Genomic DNA, 21002 nt, shown 5'->3' with positions numbered 1-21002 from the left:
TCAAGTCATGGAACTATCAACCTTAAACATATTATCATCTCTACAGATTCATGTCAACACGAATCCATAAAAATATCACGGACTCTCTCCACTTCGGAGGAGCCCGCGATTTATCGACTAGAACTTATTCAGCGCCAATCGTTTCTAAATCTTCTTCAAGTTCGTCTTTAGCTAAGCGCAATTGACGGTAACGTTGCATACCTGTACCAGCTGGGACAAGCTTCCCGATAATAACGTTCTCTTTAAGACCCAGCAACTCGTCACGTTTCCCTTTGATTGCTGCATCTGTAAGGACACGAGTTGTCTCCTGGAACGATGCTGCAGATAAGAAGGATTCTGTTTCAAGTGATGCTTTTGTGATCCCCAGGATGACTGGACGGCAAGTAGCCGGAAGTTTTCCTTCAAGAACAGCGTCACGGTTTGCTTCAGCGAATTGGTGAACGTCCAGAAGTGATCCTGGAAGTAGTTCCGTTTCACCAGCCTCGATGACACGCACTTTACGAAGCATTTGGCGAACCATTACTTCGATGTGTTTGTCGCCGATTTCTACCCCTTGCATACGGTAAACCTTCTGAACTTCTTTCAGCAAGTAAAGTTGAACTGTGTTGACATCTTTGACGCGAAGAAGTTCTTTCGGATCGATTGAACCTTCTGTCATAACTTGTCCACGCTCAACCGTGTCGCCTTCAGACACTTTCAGACGGGCATTGTATGGTGCCAAGTACTTACGTGTTTCCACGTCGCCTTTGACTGTAATTTCTTTCTGGCCTTCACGAATCTCATCGACCTTCTCGATTGTACCGTTGACTTCTGAGATGACCGCTTGTCCTTTTGGATTACGGGCTTCAAAGATTTCTTGGATACGTGGAAGACCTTGTGTGATATCGTCTCCTGCTACCCCACCTGTGTGGAATGTACGCATTGTTAACTGAGTACCTGGCTCTCCAATTGACTGGGCAGCGATGATACCAACTGCTTCTCCCACTTCAACTGTGTCGCCTGTTGCAAGGTTAAGACCATAACATTTCTTACATACACCATGTTTTGTATTACATGTGAAAGCAGAACGGATTGTTAACTTCTCTAGTCCAGCGTCTAAGATTTCGCGTGCGATATCCGTTGTAATTAATCCGTCTTTTTCTAAGATGACAGCGCCCGTTTCTGGGTGGAATACTGTTTTCTTCGTGTGACGGCCAACGATACGTTCGCTGAAGTCCTCGATAACCTCTGAACCTTCCATTAATGATCCAATTTCAAGACCACGATCTGTTCCACAATCGTCTTCACGAACGATGACGTCTTGTGCTACGTCTACTAGACGACGCGTCAAGTAACCTGAGTCAGCTGTCTTCAGGGCTGTATCGGCAAGACCTTTACGAGCACCGTGAGTAGAGATGAAGTATTCAAGTACCGTTAAACCTTCACGGAAGGAAGATTTGATCGGTAACTCGATGATACGACCAGCCGGGTTGGCCATCAGACCGCGCATACCTGCAAGCTGCGTGAAGTTGGACGCGTTACCACGTGCTCCAGAGTCTTGCATCATGAAGATTGGGTTTAAGTGATCAAGAGACTGCATTAACTTGTCTTGCATAACTTCTTTTGCTTTACTCCACTGGCTGATGACACTTGCATAACGCTCATCTTCCGTAATAAGACCACGACGGAATTGCTTCGTTACTTTGTCCACTTTGCCTTGTGCTTCCTCAAGGATTTCTCCTTTGTCTGGAAGTACCACGATATCTGAAATACCGATTGTGATACCAGCACGCGTTGAGTATTTAAAGCCTAATGCTTTCATGCGATCCAACATTTTTGATGTTTCTGTAATGTGGAATTGCTTGAACACTTCAGCAATAACATTTCCAAGGATTTTCTTCTTGAACGGAGAAACAATTTCCATGTCCTCTAGATGTTTTTTCACATCTGTGTTCGTTGGAACGAAGTATTTTCCTGGTGTTTCAACTTGTAGGTTAAAGTCAGTTGGTTCGTTGATGTATGGGAATTCCTCAGGAAGGATCTCATTGAAAATCACTTTACCGACTGTCGTTAATAACAACATTTTGTTTTGCTCTTCAGTAAACGTTTGGTTGTTTAGAGAAGAAGCTGCAATCGCGATACGAGAGTGCAAATGCACGTGACCGTTCGTGTATGCAAGTAAAACTTCATCTGGTCCGTAGAAGATAGAACCTTCACCTGTTGCACCTTTACGCTCAAGAGTTAAGTAGTAGTTTCCTAGTACCATATCCTGAGATGGTGTAACAACTGGTTTTCCGTCTTTCGGGTTCAAGATGTTTTGAGCGGCAAGCATAAGAAGACGCGCTTCTGCTTGTGCTTCTGCAGAAAGTGGAACGTGAACCGCCATTTGGTCACCATCGAAGTCAGCGTTGTAAGCTGTACATACAAGTGGGTGTAGACGGATGGCACGGCCTTCAACTAGTGTTGGCTCGAATGCCTGGATTCCTAATCGGTGAAGCGTAGGTGCTCGGTTAAGAAGGACCGGATGCTCACGGATAACGTCTTCTAATACATCCCAAACTTCAGAATGTAGACGCTCGATTTTGCGTTTCGCAGATTTAATATTATGGGCAAGACCGCGTTCTACCAATTCTTTCATAACGAACGGTTTGAACAACTCGATCGCCATTTCTTTTGGTAGACCACATTGGTACATTTTTAAGTTAGGACCTACAACGATAACCGAACGACCAGAATAGTCAACACGTTTACCAAGTAAGTTTTGACGGAAACGTCCTTGCTTCCCTTTTAGCATGTGTGATAGTGACTTCAATGGACGGTTACCTGGTCCAGTAACTGGACGGCCACGACGACCATTATCAATCAATGCATCCACTGCTTCTTGGAGCATGCGCTTCTCATTTTGAACGATGATGCTTGGAGCACCAAGGTCAAGAAGACGCTTTAGACGGTTGTTCCGGTTGATGACACGGCGGTACAAATCATTCAAGTCAGACGTCGCAAAACGTCCACCATCTAATTGAACCATCGGACGTAATTCTGGTGGAATGACCGGAAGAACATCAAGAATCATCCAATCTGGTTTGTTTCCAGAGTTACGGAATGACTCAACTACTTCAAGACGTTTAATCGCACGTGTGCGACGTTGTCCTTGTGCAGTTTTCAATTCTTCTTTTAGCGTATCCGTTTCTTTTTCAAGATCGATTTCTTCGAGCAAGCGCTTGATAGCTTCTGCACCCATCGCTGCTAAGAATTTCGTTCCATATTTTTCACGGTATGCGCGGTATTCCTTCTCAGAAAGAAGTTGTTTCTTTTCAAGCGGTGTATCCGCAGGATCTACCACGACATAAGAAGCAAAGTAAATGACTTCTTCTAAAGAGCGTGGAGACATATCAAGAATCAAGCCCATACGACTTGGAATTCCTTTAAAGTACCAAATATGTGAAACAGGAGCAGCTAGCTCGATGTGACCCATACGCTCACGACGTACTTTTGCACGTGTGACTTCTACTCCACAGCGGTCACAGACGACGCCTTTATAACGGACGCGCTTGTATTTTCCACAGTGACACTCCCAATCCTTTGTAGGACCGAAGATACGTTCACAGAATAACCCGTCTTTCTCAGGTTTTAGTGTACGGTAGTTGATTGTTTCTGGTTTTTTAACTTCTCCATAAGACCATGAACGAATCTTGTCTGGTGAAGCTAATCCAATTTTCATATATTCGAAGTTATTAACGTCTATCAAGGAGCCTACCTCCCTCTAGTGTTGTCTTTAAAAGACTTCAAGCAGCTCTGCTTTAAGATAGGCGGGAAGGACGAACCTTCCCGCAGTATAGAAATTACTTATTCAACTGTCTCAGCAGTTTCCTCTGAAACTGGTGGTAAGATGCCTAATGACTCAGCTGATGGCAGGTCTTCGTCTTCTTCAAGATCGCGAAGCTCTACTTCTTCATCATTGATTGTCATCATTTTAACGTCCATACCTAGTGACTGAAGCTCTTTAATTAATACTTTGAATGATTCTGGAACACCTGGTTCTGGAACGCTTTCGCCTTTAACGATGGCTTCGTATGTTTTCACACGACCTACAACGTCATCGGATTTCACTGTCAAGATTTCTTGAAGTGTATAAGCAGCACCATAAGCTTCAAGTGCCCAAACCTCCATCTCCCCGAAACGCTGACCACCGAACTGGGCTTTACCGCCAAGTGGTTGTTGCGTAACAAGTGAGTAAGGTCCTGTAGAACGTGCGTGAAGCTTGTCATCAACCATGTGCGCAAGTTTGATCATGTACATGATTCCGACAGATACACGGTTGTCGAATGGTTCCCCTGAGCGACCATCGTAAAGGACAGTTTTCCCGTCACGATTCATCCCAGCTTCTTCCATCGTTTCCCATACATCTTCTTCATTCGCTCCATCAAATACAGGAGATGCCATGTGAACACCTAACGTACGAGCAGCCATACCTAAGTGAAGCTCAAGTACCTGACCGATGTTCATACGAGATGGTACACCAAGTGGGTTCAACATGATATCAACTGGCGTTCCGTCTGGAAGGAAAGGCATATCTTCTTCCGGCAAGATGCGCGAGATAACACCCTTGTTTCCGTGACGTCCAGCCATTTTATCCCCTACAGAGATTTTACGTTTTTGTACGATGTACGCACGAACGAGTTGGTTTACACCCGGTGGAAGCTCATCTCCGTCTTCACGGTTGAACACTTTCACGTCTAGGATGATACCGCCAGCGCCGTGTGGTACACGTAGAGACGTGTCACGAACTTCACGTGCTTTTTCACCGAAGATTGCGTGTAGTAGACGCTCTTCTGCAGTAAGTTCTGTAACCCCTTTAGGTGTTACTTTTCCTACTAAGATATCGCCATCACGAACTTCAGCACCGATACGGATGATTCCACGATCGTCTAGGTTACGAAGTGCTTCTTCCCCGACGTTTGGAATATCACGTGTAATTTCTTCCGGCCCAAGCTTTGTATCACGAGACTCTGACTCATACTCTTCAATATGGACAGATGTGTAAACGTCGTCTTTCACAAGACGCTCGCTCATGATTACAGCATCCTCATAGTTGTAGCCGTCCCATGTCATGAAGGCAACAAGAACGTTACGCCCAAGCGCTAACTCTCCAGCTTCCATTGATGGTCCGTCTGCAAGGATATCATTTGGATTCACTACATCGCCAACACGTACGATTGGGCGTTGGTTGTAGCTTGTCCCTTGGTTTGAACGGATGAATTTTTGTAGCTTGTATACTGTTAAATCGCCTTTTACTTCTTTGCCATCGACTTCTTCGATGCGGCGAACGCGAATTTCTTTTGCTTCGACGTGCTCAACGATTCCGTGATACTTGGCAACAACTGCTGCGCCTGAATCACGTGCGTTGACGTGCTCCATACCTGTTCCGACAAACGGTGCTTCTGGGTTTAATAGAGGCACGGCTTGACGTTGCATGTTTGCTCCCATTAGGGCACGGTTGGAGTCATCGTTTTCTAAGAATGGGATACATGCTGTCGCAGCCGATACAACTTGCTTTGGAGATACGTCCATGTAGTCGATTTGCTCGCGGCGGAATACCGTGTTATCTCCACGGAAACGTCCTACGACTTCTTCGTTTGCAAAGCTACCGTCTTCAGTTAGAATCGAGTTGGCTTGTGCCACTACATAGTTGTCTTCTTCATCTGCTGTTAAGTAATCGATGCGGCTAGTCACTTGACCCGTCTCAGGATCTACACGACGATATGGTGTTTCAATAAACCCAAACTTGTTCACTTTCGCGAAACTTGAAAGAGAGTTGATTAGACCGATGTTTGGCCCCTCAGGTGTTTCAATCGGACACATACGACCATAGTGAGAGTAGTGAACGTCACGTACTTCAAATCCAGCACGCTCACGTGTTAAACCACCAGGTCCAAGTGCAGATAGACGACGCTTATGCGTTAGCTCTGCAAGTGGGTTTGTTTGGTCCATGAACTGAGATAATTGCGAGCTACCGAAGAACTCTTTAATCGACGCGATAACAGGACGGATGTTGATCAGCTGTTGCGGCACGATAGACTGTGTATCATTGATTGACATACGCTCACGTACAACACGCTCCATACGAGAAAGACCGATACGGAACTGATTCTGAAGAAGCTCTCCGACTGAACGCAGACGACGATTTCCTAGGTGATCGATATCATCTGTGTTTCCAACGTTGTATAAAAGGTTAAAGAAGTAACTGATAGAAGAAATAATATCAGCAGGTGTGATATTTTTGATTTCTTCTTCTACGTACGCGTTGCTGATTACCGTAATTTCTTTTTGGTTCTCATCGTTTGGAGCGTAGATTTTCACAGCTTGGATTACGATGTCATCTTCAAGTACGCCACCCACTTGTGAAAGTGTTTTGAAGCCAATCCCACTTTCAAGGTTTGGAATCAAACGGTCTAGTACTCGACGGTCGATCATTGTTCCCTCTTCTACAAGGATTTCTCCTGTTTCTGGGTCAACAAGTGTTTCAGCAATCGTTTGGTTGAAGAGACGGTTTTTGATGTGAAGCTTTTTATTCATCTTGTAGCGACCTACATTTGCAAGATCATAACGCTTCGCATCGAAGAAACGAGAATATAAAAGGCTCTTCGCGCTATCTACTGTTGGCGGCTCGCCTGGACGAAGACGCTCGTAAATTTCTAGAAGTGCTTTTTCTGTTGTTTCTGTGTTATCTTTTTCGAGTGTATTGCGTAAGTATTCGTTGTCACCAAGAAGCTCAATGATCTCTTGGTCTGTACCGAAACCTAATGCACGCAGTAACACGGTAACTGGTAATTTACGTGTACGGTCGATACGGACATATACAACGTCTTTTGCATCGATTTCATACTCAAGCCATGCACCACGGTTTGGAATTACTGTAGCACCAAAGCCTTTTTTACCGTTTTTATCTGTTTTATCGTGGAAATATACACTTGGGGAACGAACTAACTGAGAAACGATTACACGTTCAGCACCATTGATGATGAATGTGCCTGTTTCTGTCATAAGTGGGAAGTCACCCATAAATACATCTTGTTCTTTTACTTCGTCTGTCTCTCTGTTGTGGAGACGTACTTTTACACGAAGTGGTGCTGCATATGTTGCATCACGCTCTTTTGATTCGTCTACTGAGTACTTAGGTTCACCAAGCTTGTAGTCGACGAATTCAAGGGATAAGTTCCCTGTAAAATCTTCGATCGGTGAAATATCTTTAAACATTTCACGCAATCCTTCTTCTAAAAACCACTCATAAGATGCCGTCTGAATCTCAATCAGATTCGGAAGATCGAGCACCTCACTGATACGCGCAAAACTTCTACGCTGGCGGTGTTGTCCGTACTGAACTAGTTGACCTGTCAACTTATTCACCCCTCAAGAAACGATTTTCTTTCTATGCTACCTAGGCAGCGATAAAGACAAAAAGAAAACGAGTTCTAAGTTAGAGCTCATTTTCGATTACATAAAAATTGACGGAGCGTGCTGTAAAAATGGGCATACTCCTACAAAATAATATTTTTGCATTTTATTATAATATCACAGCGAATTTGTCAAGTCAATATTTCTTGGCCTTTAAAATCCAATATCCCTTGACTTTTTCCACAACTTCTACTTCTGAGTAGAGCTGTTCGAGAAATTCTTTTGTCGATGGGGCACCTTGTTTCTTTTGAATCACGATCCAAAGTTCGCCACCGTCTAAAAGACGTTCATACGCTTGTTGATAGAATCGGAAAATAGTTTCTTTCCCTGCACGAATCGGAGGATTGGTAATGACCGCAGCTAGTCCTGTCGGTACATTCTCCATTCCGTCACTTACGGCAATTCGCACATTTTGAACCCCGTTGCGGTCTGCATTTTTTCCAGCAAGCTCCACAGCTCGCTCATTGACATCCACCATATGGACGATCCGTTCTGGAAACGCTTTGGCGAGCGTCAACCCGATCGGGCCGTATCCACACCCTACGTCTGCAAAGTCTCCGTCGATCTGAGGTGCCTGAAATGCCTCCATGAGAACACGGGAGCCAAAATCTACTCCACTTTTGCTGAATACTCCACGATCCGTCTCTAGTGTGAACGTGTGGCCACGCCCTACATGCTGGATCTTTGATGGATTACTTTCAACGTCTGGACGATTCGAATAATAGTGGTTGCTCATGACATTCCCCTCCTTCGTAAAACGTAAAAAGAAGAAAAGCCCGTCACTAATTGACGGGCTTTTCACTGTAGGAAGAAAGTGATTACTTAACTTCTACGTTAGCGCCTACTTCTTCAAGTTGAGCTTTGATTGCTTCAGCATCTTCTTTAGATACGCCTTCTTTAAGTGCTTTTGGTGCGTTGTCTACTACTTCTTTCGCTTCTTTCAAGCCAAGACCAGTGATTTCACGTACCACTTTGATTACTTTGATTTTTTGATCGCCAGCAGAAGCTAGGATTACATCAAATTCAGTTTGCTCTTCAGCAGCAGCAGCGCCACCAGCAGCAGCAGCAGCTACAGGAGCAGCAGCAGTTACACCAAATTCTTCTTCGATTGCTTTTACTAGGTCGTTAAGTTCAAGAACTGTCATTTCTTTGATTGCTTCTAAGATTTGCTCGTTTTTCATTTTAATTTCCTCCTATTTGGATATAAGTTTATGAAGCTACGAGGCTGCTAATTAAGCGCCTTGCTCTTCTTTTTGTTCTGCAACAGCTTTTGTTGCAAGCGCGAAGTTGCGCATTGGAGCTTGAAGTACAGAAAGTAGCATAGAAAGTAGGCCTTCGCGTGATGGAAGTTCTGCAAGAGCTTTAACGTCTGCTGCAGATGCAACCGTACCTTCGATAATACCCGCTTTGATTTCAAGCGCTTCGTTCGTTTTTGCGAAATCATTGATGATTTTCGCAGGAGCTACTACATCTTCAGTTGAAAATGCAACAGCGTTTGGACCTGTTAAGTGCTCGTTGATTGCTTCGAATCCAACAGATTCAGTAGCACGACGTGTTAAAGAGTTTTTGAATACTTTGAACTCAACGCCAGCTTCACGAAGTTGTTTACGAAGTTCAGTTACTTGCGCAACGTTCAAACCACGGTAGTCAACAACTACTACTGATGCAGCAGATTGGAACTTCTCAGCGATCTCTTGAACTTGCACTTTTTTTGTTTCGATTGCTTTGCTCATAGTGGCACCTCCTATTAGAATTGCCATTTATACCGACAAAAGAAAAGCCCCCGGGTCTAAAAAGACACGAAGGCAGGAAAAGTCATCATCAAAAAGAATCTGAATTTTGCTTGTCCTCGGCAGGAACATTAAGCGCATGACACGCACCTGCTGTCTTCGGTACAAATGATTAAGTTACAACAAGAGACATCTTAACAGATGCCTCTCAGAGTTGTCAATACTTATTTTGCTGCAGCAGCAGCGTCGATTTTTACAGCAGGACCCATAGTTGTTGTTACAACTACAGACTTCATGTAAACACCTTTCGCAGCTGAAGGTTTAGCTTTTTGAATTACATCAAATACAGTTTTGAAGTTTTCTGCTAACTTGTCGTTGTCGAAAGAAGCTTTACCGATTGGAGCGTGGATGATTCCAGCTTTGTCTGCACGGTATTCTACTTTACCAGCTTTGATTTCGTTAACAGCTTTTGTTACGTCAAATGTAACTGTACCTGTTTTCGGGTTCGGCATTAAACCTTTTGGTCCTAATACACGTCCGATTTTACCAACTTCACCCATCATGTCAGGAGTCGCTACGATTACATCGAAGTCAAACCATCCTTGTTGGATTTTGTTGATGTAGTCAGCATCGCCTACGAAGTCAGCGCCAGCAGCTTCTGCTTCTTTTGCTTTTTCGCCTTTAGCGAATACTAATACACGTTGAGTTTTACCAGTTCCGTTTGGAAGCACTACTGCTCCACGGATTTGCTGGTCGTTTTTACGAGTGTCGATTCCAAGGCGGAATGCCACTTCAACTGTTGCATCGAAGTTTACAGTGCTTGTTTCTTTCGCAAGCGCGATCGCCTCGTCAACAGAATATAATTTCGTACGGTCGACTAATTTCGCCGCATCTTGTAGTTTTTTACCTTGTTTAGCCATTTTAAAATGTCCTCCTTATAGTGGTCTTAGCGGAATAAACCTCCCACAATTAAGGGCTGTAGCTATTCATGTTATGAACAACTACAACCCCCAAAACAAACGCGTCATAAAAACGTAAGCACAGTATTAGTCTTCGATCGTAATACCCATGCTACGTGCAGTACCTTCAACCATCAACATAGCTGCTTCAACAGATGCTGCATTTAAATCTGGCATTTTTTGTTCTGCGATTTCGCGAACTTTATCACGTTTCACCACTGCCACTTTTACGCGGTTTGGTTCACCTGATCCAGATTGAATACCAGCTGCTACTTTAAGTAGAACTGCTGCCGGTGGAGTTTTTGTAATGAATGTAAATGAACGGTCTTCAAATACAGAAATTTCAACCGGAATGATTAGTCCTGCTTGATCAGCAGTACGTGCGTTGAACTCCTTACAGAATCCCATGATGTTCACACCTGCTTGACCTAGTGCTGGTCCAACTGGTGGAGCTGGATTAGCTTTACCTGCAGGGATTTGTAGTTTAACAACTTTAATCACTTTTTTAGCCACGAGACACACCTCCTTAAGTCCGTGATGTGGTAATAGGGTTGCCCCTCCCACTCAATATCTGTCTCTCAGCGATTTCGCTGCTTACAGTAATAAAATTTGTTAGGCAGACTTTTTCAGCCTGACCTTTGAAATGATACTATAATTTCCAACGTTCTGCAAGTAGCAATCGGAATTATATTTTTTGAACTTGCTCGTAATCAAGTTCCATATTCGTTTCACGACCGAACATGTCGACGGAAACTGTGATCTTGCCTTTCGCGCCATCGATTGCTTCCACTTTGCCTTGGAAGTGTGCAAACGGCCCTTCAAGCACTTCAACTAGCTCGCCGATATCAAAGTCCATTTCGACTTTGCGCTCGGACATGCCCATTTGTTTCAGGATGAAATCAACTTCTTCTGGAAGAAGTGGTGTTGGTTTTGTTCCTCCACCTGATGACCCAATAAACCCTGTTACACCTGGTGTGTTACGTACCACATACCAAGCGTCATCCGTCATGATCAATTCGACCAAAACGTAGCCTGGGAATGTTTTACGCATCACTGTGCGCTTTTTACCATCTTTATAATCTGTCTCTTGCTCTTCTGGAATGATGACGCGGAAAATCTTGTCTTGCATTCCCATCGTCTCAACGCGTTTTTCAAGGTTTGCTTTTACTTTGTTCTCATACCCAGAATACGTGTGGACGACATACCAATTCTTCTCCATCGGTGTGGAATCCTCCTTTTTTCTCTCCAAATGAAAAAACCCGTTTTAGGACGGGCTATTCGTTCACATATCAATTTGCTGTGATTTACAGGTCAAGATACCAACGGAACAACTCAGTAATTCCTAAATCGATAACAGCAAAAAATAAAGCTACAACTACAACCGTGGACAATACAATAATTGTGTAACGTGTAAGTTCCTTGCGGCGTGGCCAGCTGACCTTACGCATCTCAGAAACGACGTTTTTAAAGAAATTACCTACATTAGCCATTCGAGCTAAAACCTCCATGCGTGGGATCTTGCGATGTATGTTTACAGTGTTTGCTTATGAAGTGTATGTGCATTGCAATGCGCACAAAATTTCTTGCGTTCAACACGCGTTGATGTGGTTTTGGCAGGCACCGTATAATTACGACTGCCACACTGTGTACAACTTAAACTCATTTTTTGCGACATAACCATCACCTCTCGGCGTGTAAAGTCTTTTACAAGCGTACCACCTGATATTTCCTCTGTCAACAGCGCGTCAAGTACTCAACTCATAACACTTACTTCTGCATAACGTTCCAATTTTCTTTTGACACGCTGCAAAGCATTATCAATCGATTTGACATGCCGGTTTAACTGTTCCGAGATTTCCTGGTACGACTGACCCTCGATGTAGAGCATGAGCACTTGCTGCTCCAAATCACTCAACATCTCCCCCATCTTCTCTTCAATGAAATCAAAACTCTCTTGGCTAATCACCAATTGTTCCGGGTCATCGATCACCGTGCTGGCAATGGTATCAAGCAGTGTCCGTTCAGAATCTTCGTCAAAATAAACGGGTTTATCAAGGGAGACGTACGAGTTCAACGGGATGTGCTTTTGACGCGTCGCCGTCTTGATCGCCGTAATAATTTGACGTGTGATACAAAGTTCCGCAAAGGCTCGGAAAGACGTTAATTTTTCCTCACGAAAGTCACGAATGGCTTTATAAAGGCCAATCATGCCCTCTTGCAAAATATCCTCCCGGTCCGCTCCTATCAAAAAATAGGATTTGGCTTTCATACGGACGAGTGGCTTGTATTTGGTGATCAGAAAATCCAGTGCTTCGGTATTGCCGGCATGGATGAGCTCGAGAACGGCGTCATCTGCCAGTTGTGAGAAGGGGGCATGCCCATGTGCTGTCTTATCCATGAAGTCACCTCGGATGCGCTTGTTACCTTTAGTATACAGAAGATGGTAAGCGCCTTCAATGCATCATTTCAATCCTCGGCGCCATTTTTCGAAAATTTCTGCAACTTCTGACGTCAAAGGAATCTTTGAATGGGCATTGGAAGACTGAATAGACCGAACTTCTTTTGTGATTTGTTTCTCCACAAGTTCCATTTCGATTTCAAGCTCCCGCGCGGACTTGCGGAGCGCTCCTTGCGCAAAGATGACCCATTGTTCGATAGAGTCCGACGTAGCTACGACCACTTCTGTCCGTCGGTTGATGAGTTGGGCAGCAAGCTTCTCTATCCGCTCATCCGCAGTTTCATTCTCACGTGTATAAATAATTTGTAATTTGTATTTGTTTTCCTTCGACTCGATCCCTGGGACGAGGTGGGCATCGAATACAATGATGACCTCACATCCCATAAAGGCTTGATATTCTGCCATGTGTTCAATCAACCGGTCCCTGGCATCTAAGAGCTTGCTATCTTTTAACACGCGCAGCTCTTGCCAAGCACCGATGATATTATAGCCGTCTACAAGAAGGATCTGCTTCATGTTAATTACCTAGTGGCTGACGGTTTCGATACACTTCGTACATCAAGAGAGAAGCTGCTACGGACGCGTTTAAACTTGTCACGTGGCCAATCATCGGCAAATGGTACAGGAAGTCACACTTGTCACGTAACAAGCGGCCCATCCCTTTCCCTTCGCCTCCAATGATGACAGCTAGTGGAAGTGTTGCATCCATACGACGGTAATCTGTCGAGCCTTTTGCATCAGTTCCTGCGATCCAAACACCCTTCTTCTTTAACTCATCAATGGTTTGCGCTAAGTTTGTAGCGCGATGAACAGGTACGTGTTCAATTGCGCCAGTTGACGCTTTTGCAACGACCGCTGTCAATCCAACTGCACGGCGCTTTGGAATGATGATTCCGTGAACACCCACTGCATCCGCTGTTCGTAAAATCGACCCCAGATTATGAGGATCTTCTAGCTCGTCTAAAATTAAGATGAATGGGTCTTCTTTGCGACTTTCTGCTAGGGCCAAAATATCATCAAGCTCTGCGTATGTGTATGCAGCAACTGATGCGACGACTCCTTGGTGGACCGAATCTGTCAGTTGGTCGAGTTTTTTCTTCGGAACGAACTGGACGACGATGCCCGATTCCTTTGCGAGTTTGATAATTTCCGTGACGCCGGTTTTTTGCGTTCCTTCGCCAATCCAAATTTTGTTCATTTCTCGTCCGGCCTTTAATGATTCGAGGACGGGGTTTTTCCCGGCAATAATCTCTCCGGTCTGTTCATGTTTTTCAGTCATTTTGCGGCCTCCTTTCGGCTATCAATTGCGGTGATCGCATAGGTTAAAAGTTGTTCGACACGGTCATGGTCTCCTCGCAGATAAAGGCTACCTAGTACCGCCTCAAACCCTGTACTTGCTCGGTATGTTTGGACGTCTGTGTTTTTCGGGACCGTTCCAGACTTCGCATTGCGGCCACGGCGATACGTCGCAAGTTCGTCTTCTGTCAGGAAGTTGTTTTCCATCATGTCATGCACAATAGCGCTCTGGGCTTTTGCAGATACATAGTTCGTAGCTTCTCGGTGTAAGGCATTTGGGCGAATCATCCCGTTCACAAGAAGGTGCTCACGAACCGCCCGTTCAAGAACAGCATCTCCCATATAGGCGAGCGCGAGGGCATTCAGTTGTTTCACATCAGCTGGACGTAACGACATGTCAGCCTCGCTTCCAACGAACACCTTGTGCTGTATCTTCGAGCAAGATGTTCATTTCTTTTAATTGGTCACGAATTTCATCCGCACGTGCAAAATTGCGGTCTTTTCGTGCTTGATTGCGTTCTTCAATCAACGCATCGATTTCTTCGTCTAACAGTTCTTTTTCTGAAGATACGTTCAATCCAAGAACGGCCATAAACTTCTCTAGCGTCGCCGCGTATGCCGTTAACACAGCAACCGATGTCTGGTTCTGCTTCAAATAGACGTTTGCTTGTTTCGCGATTTCAAATAATGTCGCAATCGCGTTTGCTGTATTGAAATCGTCATCCATCGCATCTTCATACGCTTTAATCTGCTCGTTCAACTGGAATGTCCACATGTCATCTTGATCTCCAAGGTCTGCCGAGTGTTCTAAGCGGTGAACGACATTTGCATAGGCCGTGCGGATGCGGTCAAGTCCCGCTTCTGCTTGTTCCACAAGTTCACCAGAATAATTGATTGGGTTGCGGTAGTGCACACTCAACATGAAGAAGCGAAGCACTTGTGGATCGATATGCTTACGAATATCGTTCACGAGCACAAAGTTCCCCAAAGACTTCGACATTTTTTCGTTGTCGATGTTGATATAGCCATTGTGCATCCAGTAGCGTGCGAACTCTTTGTCGTTGTGTGCTTCAGACTGAGCGATTTCATTTTCATGGTGCGGGAATGTCAGGTCTTGGCCACCTGCATGAATATCGATTGTGTCGCCAAGGATATCGCGTGCCATTACTGAACATTCAATGTGCCAACCAGGGCGTCCTGCTCCCCACGGACTTTCCCATGAGATTTCCCCTGGCTTTGCTGCTTTCCATAAAGCGAAATCAAGCGCATCTTCTTTCTTCTCGCCGACTTCAATTCGTGCCCCACTCTTCAAGTCGTTAATATCTTGGTGCGACAATTTGCCGTAACCATCAAATTTACGCGTTCGGTAGTAAACGTCTCCCTGTGATTCATAAGCATAGCCTTTGTCAATTAAGACCTTGATAAAGTCGATAATCTGATCCATATGCTCAGTTACGCGGGGATGATCGTCTGCCCGGTTGCACCCAAGCGCCTCAATATCAGCAAAGTAAGCTTCAATAAAGCGTTCCGTCAGGTCCGATACATCTTCTCCGAGTTCATTCGCTGCTTTGATGATTTTATCGTCGACATCCGTAAAGTTTGAAACGAAGTGCACATCATATCCGCGATAGCTCAAATAGTTTCGCACTGTATCGTAGACGATGACAGGACGAGCGTTTCCGATATGGATGTAGTTGTAAACCGTTGGCCCACAGACGTACATCTTGACCTTTCCTTCTTCTAACGGGACGAATGTTTCTTTTTCACGCGTTAGTGTATTAAAAATTCGAATGCTCATTGTCCTCTCTCCTCTCGTAATTGCGCACTTAGGCGATCTAACTCACGTTGTAATTTTCCGATACAGTCTTCCATCTGCTGACAGCGTTCGTCTACAGGGTCCGGAATGTTTTGGTGATTCAAGTTTTGCTTCACACGTACACCATCTAGCACGACGACTTTTCCTGGGATTCCAACGACCGTCGCGTTCGCAGGGACGTCTTTTAATACGACAGACCCTGCCCCGACTTTGCTATTGTCTCCAAGTGTGATGGAACCAAGTACTTTTGCGCCGGTTGCCACTAGGACGTTATTTCCAAGTGTCGGATGACGTTTGCCTTTTTCTTTACCGGTCCCGCCGAGCGTGACGCCTTGGAACAAAATGCAGTCGTCGCCAATTTCACATGTCTCACCGATGACGACACCCATGCCGTGATCGATGAAGAAACGGCGACCGATTTTTGCCCCCGGATGAATCTCGATTCCCGTGAAGAAGCGGCTAATTTGAGAAACAGCACGCGCCAAGAAAAATAGTTTATTTTTAAACAGAGTATGTGCGATTCGGTGCGCCCAGATCGCGTGAAGGCCGGAGTAGGTCAACACGACTTCAAAGACGCTGCGGGCTGCAGGATCTTGCTCGAAGACGGTGGCGATGTCTTCTTTTATATGCTTGAACATAGGAGTTCCTCCTTGAGTTAATGATGAATAATGAAGATTTTAAATACTGATGGACGTCTGTTGACTTTGTGCCCTGAAGTGGACGTTTTATGCCCTATATGCACAGTTTAATGCCCTGTGAAGATGGTTTTGTGCCCTGAACAAGACGTTTTGTGCCCTGGGTCATATTATGGAAACTAATTCCACCATTTAAGTAGCTTCTCAATTAAATACGCGTAAAAAACGCCCCCACCTAGTCAGGTCGACTAGACAGAGGCGCAGTATGCACGGTTCCACTCTGATGAGAAATCCCGAAAAAAGATTTCACTTCTCCTACCCGATAACGAGGGCGAATCGTCTGGCCTACTGATTGTTCAGCACAGCGCTCAGAGGTGCATTTCAAAGATGCATGGGCTCAGGTCACTTGCAGCCGGTGGTGACCCTCTCTACAGGAGCTTACGCCTTTTACTTCTCCTCATCAAAGCTTTCATATGTGGTTCTAATTTTACTCACCTAGTGCAGAAAGTCAATCTTATTGATTCGCGAATTTTTCCACGCGCTTAAGAACTTTCTCTTTACCAAGAAGGGCGATCGCATTCGGAAGATCCGGACCATGTGTTTGCCCTGTAGCAACTACACGAATCGGCATGAATAAGCCTTTTCCTTTAGCGCCCGTCTCTTTTTGTACAGCCTTAATTGCTGCTTTCATTGCATCTGCCTCTAGCGTGTCCATTGTCTCAAGTTGTGCTTTGAAGGCTGTCATAACAGCAGGCACTTGCTCTTCATTAAGAACGGCCATTGCCTCATCATCATAGTTTAACTCGTCGGCAAAGAACAACTCCGATAGTTCCACGATTTCAGCACCAAAGCTCATTTGTTCTTGATACAAGGCAATCAACTGGTTTGCCCAGTCCGCTTGCTCCGCTGACAATTCAGCAGGAAGCTTACCTGCTTGTTGCAAGTGCGGAATAGCCATTGCTGCTACTTCTTCTGCAGATAGTTTTTTCATATATTGATTGTTCATCCATGTCAGTTTATTCGTATCGAACATCGATGGTGACTTCGAAAGACGCTTTTCATCAAATAATTCGATGAGCTGATCTTTTGAGAAGATTTCTTCTTCCCCTTCAGGCGACCACCCAAGAAGTGCGAAGAAGTTGAACATCGCTTCAGGAAGGTAGCCCAAGTTTTTATATTGTGTGATGAATTGAATGATGGACTCATCACGTTTTGAAAGTTTTTTACGGCTCTCATTAATAATCAGCGTCATGTGGCCATATTTTGGCGCTTCCATACCAAGTGCATGGAATACCATGATTTGTTTTGGCGTGTTTGAAAGATGCTCTTCCCCACGAAGAACATGGCTGATCTTCATGAAGTGATCATCTAATACTACCGCATAGTTGTATGTTGGGATGCCGTTTGCTTTAACAAGTACCCAATCCCCCACATCTTTGGATTCGAACGTGACTGTACCACGGACCATATCTTCGATTGTGTAAGTTACATCCGCTGGTACACGCATGCGAATTGTATAAGCTTCTCCAGCCGCTTCTTTCGCAGCTACTTCTTCTGCAGAAAGGTTGCGACATTTCCCGCTATACATAGGAGCAGCAATTCCCGCTTCTTTTTGGCGCTCGCGCTCTGCTTCGAGCTCTTCTGATGAACAGAAGCATTTGTAAGCATGACCTTCTGCAAGCATCTTTTCAGCATGTTCTTTGTAGATATCTAAACGTTCCATTTGACGATACGGACCGTAGTCGCCGCCAATGTCTACAGACTCATCGTACTCGATTCCTAACCAGCGCAAGTTATCAAGCTGTGACAATTCGCCGCCTTCGATGTTGCGTTCGATGTCTGTGTCCTCAATTCGGACGATAAATTTCCCGCCGTGGTGGCGCGCAAATAAATAGTTAAAAAGTGCTGTACGGGCACCGCCGATATGCAATTGACCAGTCGGACTCGGTGCGTAACGTACGCGTACTTCGTTTGTCATGGGTGTTCCTCCTCTAAAATTCACTTGTACCATTCTATCATTCGAGCCGAGATAGAGAAAGTTTATTTTTGTACGAGTAAAATCGTTGCTAGTGCAGCGATCCCTTCTTCACGACCCGGGAATCCTAGCTTCTCTGTCGTCGTTGCTTTGACGTTGATTTGAGACTCATCTGCTTCTAATAGTTCTGCAATACGGGCACGCATCGCAGGAATGTGTGGAGCCATTTTCGGGCGCTGTGCAATGATCGTGCAGTCAATATTGCCGAGTACATAGCCCTTTTCTTTTACAATGTTCCAGCAGTGTGTGAGCAGTTTCGCTGAATCTGCGTCTTTAAATGCCGGGTCCGTATCTGGGAAGTGACGACCGATGTCTCCTTCTCCGATCGCTCCAAGTGCCGCATCTGTAATCGTATGTAGTAGAACATCTGCATCCGAATGGCCGACAAGACCTCTTTCGTGGGGAACTGTGATTCCTCCAATAATTAATGGGCGCCCTTCTTCAAAAGCATGTACATCAAATCCTTGTCCAATACGCATTACTTTGTCTCCTCTCTACGTCTTAAAATTCCTTCTCCAAGCACCAGGTCTTCTGGCGTCGTCATTTTTTGATTGTCATACGAACTCTCCACAACATAAACTGGAATGCCCGCTAGTTCTGCAAGCATCGCTTCATCGGTCCCTAAAAAACCCTGTTCATCTGCTTGACGCGCCGCTTTCATTAGCAATTCATACTGAAACGCTTGGGGCGTCTGAACAGACCACAAAGTTTCACGGTCAATCGTCTCTTGCACTTGGCCATCTACCACTCGTTTCATCGTATCTTTTGCTTTTACTGCGGCGATTGCACCGCCGCTCGCTGTTGCTTTTTCAACGAGTGCATGAATCGTCTCTTGCAAGATGAAGGGGCGTGCCGCGTCGTGGACGAGTACGATTTCTGCACCACTTGCTGCTTGAAGTGCTGCATAAACACTGTGTTGACGTTCATCTCCACCTTGTACGAGCTTTGTCACCTTTGTCAGTTGATACTGTGTAATCAAATTTTCAACATCTTGTTGTTCTTGTTCTTTAATCGCAAGAACAATTTCTTCACACCACGGATCTAGTTGAAATACTTCCAATGTGTGTGCAAGTATCGGTTTGCCATTCAACTTTAGAAATAATTTATTATACGCTGCTCCCATCCGCTTTCCACTTCCGGCAGCCGGCAGTACGACTGTATAGTTCATAGTGAAACACCTTTCTAAACAGACGGAATCCCGGTACACGAACGTGCCCGAGATCCTGAACTTATTTTTCAAGTGGCTTTGCAAAAATCATGCGTCCTGCAGATGTCTGAAGAACACTTGTCACTTCCACTTGGATCGCTTGATTGATATACGATTTTCCACCTTCAACAACAATCATCGTACCATCATCTAAGTAAGCCACGCCTTGATTTTGCTCTTTACCATCTTTAATGATGACGACTTGCATGACCTCACCTGGAATAACAACAGGTTTTACAGCATTGGCAAGATCGTTGATGTTGAGCACCGGTACATTATGTAACTCACATACCTTATTCAGGTTAAAATCATTGGTCATGACTATCCCTTTTTTCTTCTTCGCTAATCGCACCAGTTTCAAGTCTACTTCATGCACGTCCTCAAAATCGTCTTCCACGATTTCGATAGGTGTCGTCCGTTCAGCTTGCAGACGCTTTAATACATCGAGTCCTCGGCGACCGCGTGTCCGTTTTAATGTATCTGAAGAATCGGCAATATGTTGCAGCTCGGTTAACACGAACTGGGGCACGACGAGCGTCCCTTCCAAAAAGCCTGTGTCCGATATATCTGCAATGCGCCCGTCGATAATAACACTCGTATCGAGTAACTTATAATTCGGCGCATCTGCAACTGCCACTTCTTCTTCAGCTCGCTTTTTCACCGTCCCACGAGAACCAGAGAAAATCGACATCATCTCTTCACGCTTTTTAAATCCAACCTGAAAACCTAGGTACCCTAGAACCAGGGACAATACGACTGGAACGACGGATCCAATGGCAGGTAACTCGAGTGTGTCGATGGCAGTTCCTAATAAAAATGCCACTACAAGACCGAGCACAAGACCAATTGTTCCAAATACCAAGTCCCACACCGGAGTGTTCAAGAGTCGTTCTTCCATGAATCGGATAAATGTTACGAGATAATCTGTAATGAACAATGCGGCCACATATAATAAAATGGCTCCTACTAAAATGGATACGTACGGATTGGCAATCCACGGGTTGTCGGATAAATTCATTGCTTCGTATAAGTGCGGTAAGAAAAATAACCCGAGTGTACCACCAATCAACACAAATGCGATTTGAATGATCCATTTAAGCATACTTCCACCTCCTCATCAGTTGTCTTTTCATTATACGCTTTCCTTGAAACGGACGTCCATGCAGAGCCTTAAAAAGTATTTAATCCTGGGAAGTGAAGTAAGTTTCCACTATATTGTCGTCATTTTCAATCGACAAGAGGAGGTAGTGAGTTCCTTGGGAATCAGAGTATAGCGGAGACCCCGCAGTGGAGGCGAGAAGTGCAAGCTTCTCGTATGCCAAGAGGAGGCTCCGGTACAATGTCATCAAGCTAACAAGTAAAATACTTACAATTAATGATTCGCGTAACTAATTTGAAAATTGGCTTCACTAATACTTGTCGGAAGTAGTAA

At 44.8% G+C, this 21002-nt stretch carries 20 protein-coding genes and 1 other annotated feature; all 20 genes read right to left on the bottom strand.

What is annotated here, in order from left to right; genetic code table 11:
- Positions 1-124: 124 nt before the first annotated feature.
- Positions 125-3727, bottom strand: a complete 3603-nt coding sequence (rpoC, locus tag JOD03_RS12085) for a DNA-directed RNA polymerase subunit beta' (protein WP_204591481.1) — start codon at positions 3725-3727, stop codon at positions 125-127.
- Positions 3728-3825: 98 nt separating this feature from the next.
- Positions 3826-7377, bottom strand: coding sequence for a DNA-directed RNA polymerase subunit beta (rpoB, locus tag JOD03_RS12080; RefSeq protein WP_204591479.1), 3552 nt, complete (start codon positions 7375-7377; stop codon positions 3826-3828).
- A 193-nt stretch (positions 7378-7570) separates the two neighbouring features.
- Positions 7571-8170 (bottom strand): class I SAM-dependent methyltransferase, encoded by a 600-nt coding sequence (locus tag JOD03_RS12075; RefSeq protein ID WP_204591477.1) that lies wholly within the window; start codon positions 8168-8170, stop codon positions 7571-7573.
- 82 nt (positions 8171-8252) lie between these two features.
- Complete coding sequence (gene rplL, locus JOD03_RS12070) at positions 8253-8615, bottom strand: 50S ribosomal protein L7/L12 (RefSeq protein WP_204591475.1); 363 nt, start codon at positions 8613-8615, stop codon at positions 8253-8255.
- A 51-nt stretch (positions 8616-8666) separates the two neighbouring features.
- Positions 8667-9167: a 50S ribosomal protein L10 gene (rplJ, locus tag JOD03_RS12065; RefSeq protein ID WP_204591473.1), complete on the bottom strand. Its 501-nt coding sequence runs from the start codon at positions 9165-9167 to the stop codon at positions 8667-8669.
- A gap of 31 nt (positions 9168-9198) precedes the next feature.
- Positions 9199-9345: a sequence feature (ribosomal protein L10 leader region), on the bottom strand.
- A gap of 43 nt (positions 9346-9388) precedes the next feature.
- The gene (gene rplA / locus JOD03_RS12060) at positions 9389-10084 is read right to left on the bottom strand and encodes a 50S ribosomal protein L1 (RefSeq protein ID WP_204591471.1); all 696 of its coding nucleotides are present in this window, start codon (positions 10082-10084) and stop codon (positions 9389-9391) included.
- Positions 10085-10210: 126 nt separating this feature from the next.
- Positions 10211-10636 (bottom strand): 50S ribosomal protein L11, encoded by a 426-nt coding sequence (gene rplK / locus JOD03_RS12055; RefSeq protein ID WP_165767464.1) that lies wholly within the window; start codon positions 10634-10636, stop codon positions 10211-10213.
- 172 nt (positions 10637-10808) lie between these two features.
- Positions 10809-11342 (bottom strand): transcription termination/antitermination protein NusG, encoded by a 534-nt coding sequence (nusG, locus tag JOD03_RS12050; protein ID WP_204591469.1) that lies wholly within the window; start codon positions 11340-11342, stop codon positions 10809-10811.
- 85 nt (positions 11343-11427) lie between these two features.
- Positions 11428-11613 carry a preprotein translocase subunit SecE gene (secE, locus tag JOD03_RS12045; RefSeq protein ID WP_204591467.1) on the bottom strand — a complete coding sequence of 62 codons (186 nt, stop codon included), beginning with the start codon at positions 11611-11613 and terminating at the stop codon, positions 11428-11430.
- A gap of 41 nt (positions 11614-11654) precedes the next feature.
- The gene (gene rpmG / locus JOD03_RS12040; protein ID WP_204591465.1) at positions 11655-11798 is read right to left on the bottom strand and encodes a 50S ribosomal protein L33; all 144 of its coding nucleotides are present in this window, start codon (positions 11796-11798) and stop codon (positions 11655-11657) included.
- A 78-nt stretch (positions 11799-11876) separates the two neighbouring features.
- Positions 11877-12521, bottom strand: coding sequence for an RNA polymerase sporulation sigma factor SigH (gene sigH, locus JOD03_RS12035; RefSeq protein WP_204591463.1), 645 nt, complete (start codon positions 12519-12521; stop codon positions 11877-11879).
- A gap of 63 nt (positions 12522-12584) precedes the next feature.
- Positions 12585-13097, bottom strand: coding sequence for an NYN domain-containing protein (locus JOD03_RS12030; protein WP_204591461.1), 513 nt, complete (start codon positions 13095-13097; stop codon positions 12585-12587).
- A gap of 1 nt (position 13098) precedes the next feature.
- Positions 13099-13860, bottom strand: a complete 762-nt coding sequence (gene rlmB / locus JOD03_RS12025; protein ID WP_204591460.1) for a 23S rRNA (guanosine(2251)-2'-O)-methyltransferase RlmB — start codon at positions 13858-13860, stop codon at positions 13099-13101.
- Complete coding sequence (locus JOD03_RS12020; RefSeq protein WP_204591458.1) at positions 13857-14273, bottom strand: Mini-ribonuclease 3; 417 nt, start codon at positions 14271-14273, stop codon at positions 13857-13859. The genes rlmB and JOD03_RS12020 overlap by 4 nt, the downstream gene beginning before the upstream one ends.
- A gap of 1 nt (position 14274) precedes the next feature.
- Positions 14275-15675: a cysteine--tRNA ligase gene (gene cysS, locus JOD03_RS12015; RefSeq protein WP_204591456.1), complete on the bottom strand. Its 1401-nt coding sequence runs from the start codon at positions 15673-15675 to the stop codon at positions 14275-14277.
- A complete protein-coding gene (gene cysE, locus JOD03_RS12010) occupies positions 15672-16331 on the bottom strand; it encodes a serine O-acetyltransferase (RefSeq protein ID WP_204591453.1) in 660 nt (219 codons plus the stop codon). The genes cysS and cysE overlap by 4 nt, the downstream gene beginning before the upstream one ends.
- 511 nt (positions 16332-16842) lie before the next feature.
- The gene (gene gltX, locus JOD03_RS12005; RefSeq protein WP_204591451.1) at positions 16843-18306 is read right to left on the bottom strand and encodes a glutamate--tRNA ligase; all 1464 of its coding nucleotides are present in this window, start codon (positions 18304-18306) and stop codon (positions 16843-16845) included.
- Positions 18307-18368: 62 nt separating this feature from the next.
- A complete protein-coding gene (ispF, locus tag JOD03_RS12000; RefSeq protein ID WP_204591450.1) occupies positions 18369-18842 on the bottom strand; it encodes a 2-C-methyl-D-erythritol 2,4-cyclodiphosphate synthase in 474 nt (157 codons plus the stop codon).
- Positions 18842-19531 (bottom strand): 2-C-methyl-D-erythritol 4-phosphate cytidylyltransferase, encoded by a 690-nt coding sequence (gene ispD, locus JOD03_RS11995; RefSeq protein WP_204591449.1) that lies wholly within the window; start codon positions 19529-19531, stop codon positions 18842-18844. Before ispD ends, ispF begins: the two co-directional genes overlap by 1 nt.
- A gap of 61 nt (positions 19532-19592) precedes the next feature.
- A complete protein-coding gene (locus JOD03_RS11990) occupies positions 19593-20672 on the bottom strand; it encodes a PIN/TRAM domain-containing protein (RefSeq protein ID WP_204591448.1) in 1080 nt (359 codons plus the stop codon).
- Between the last annotated feature and the right edge of the window lie 330 nt (positions 20673-21002).

It is taken from the genome of Chryseomicrobium aureum (assembly GCF_016909155.1).
GTDB classification, from domain to species: Bacteria; Bacillota; Bacilli; order Bacillales_A; family Planococcaceae; genus Chryseomicrobium; species Chryseomicrobium aureum.
This window is presented reverse-complemented; position numbering and strand designations above follow the sequence as displayed.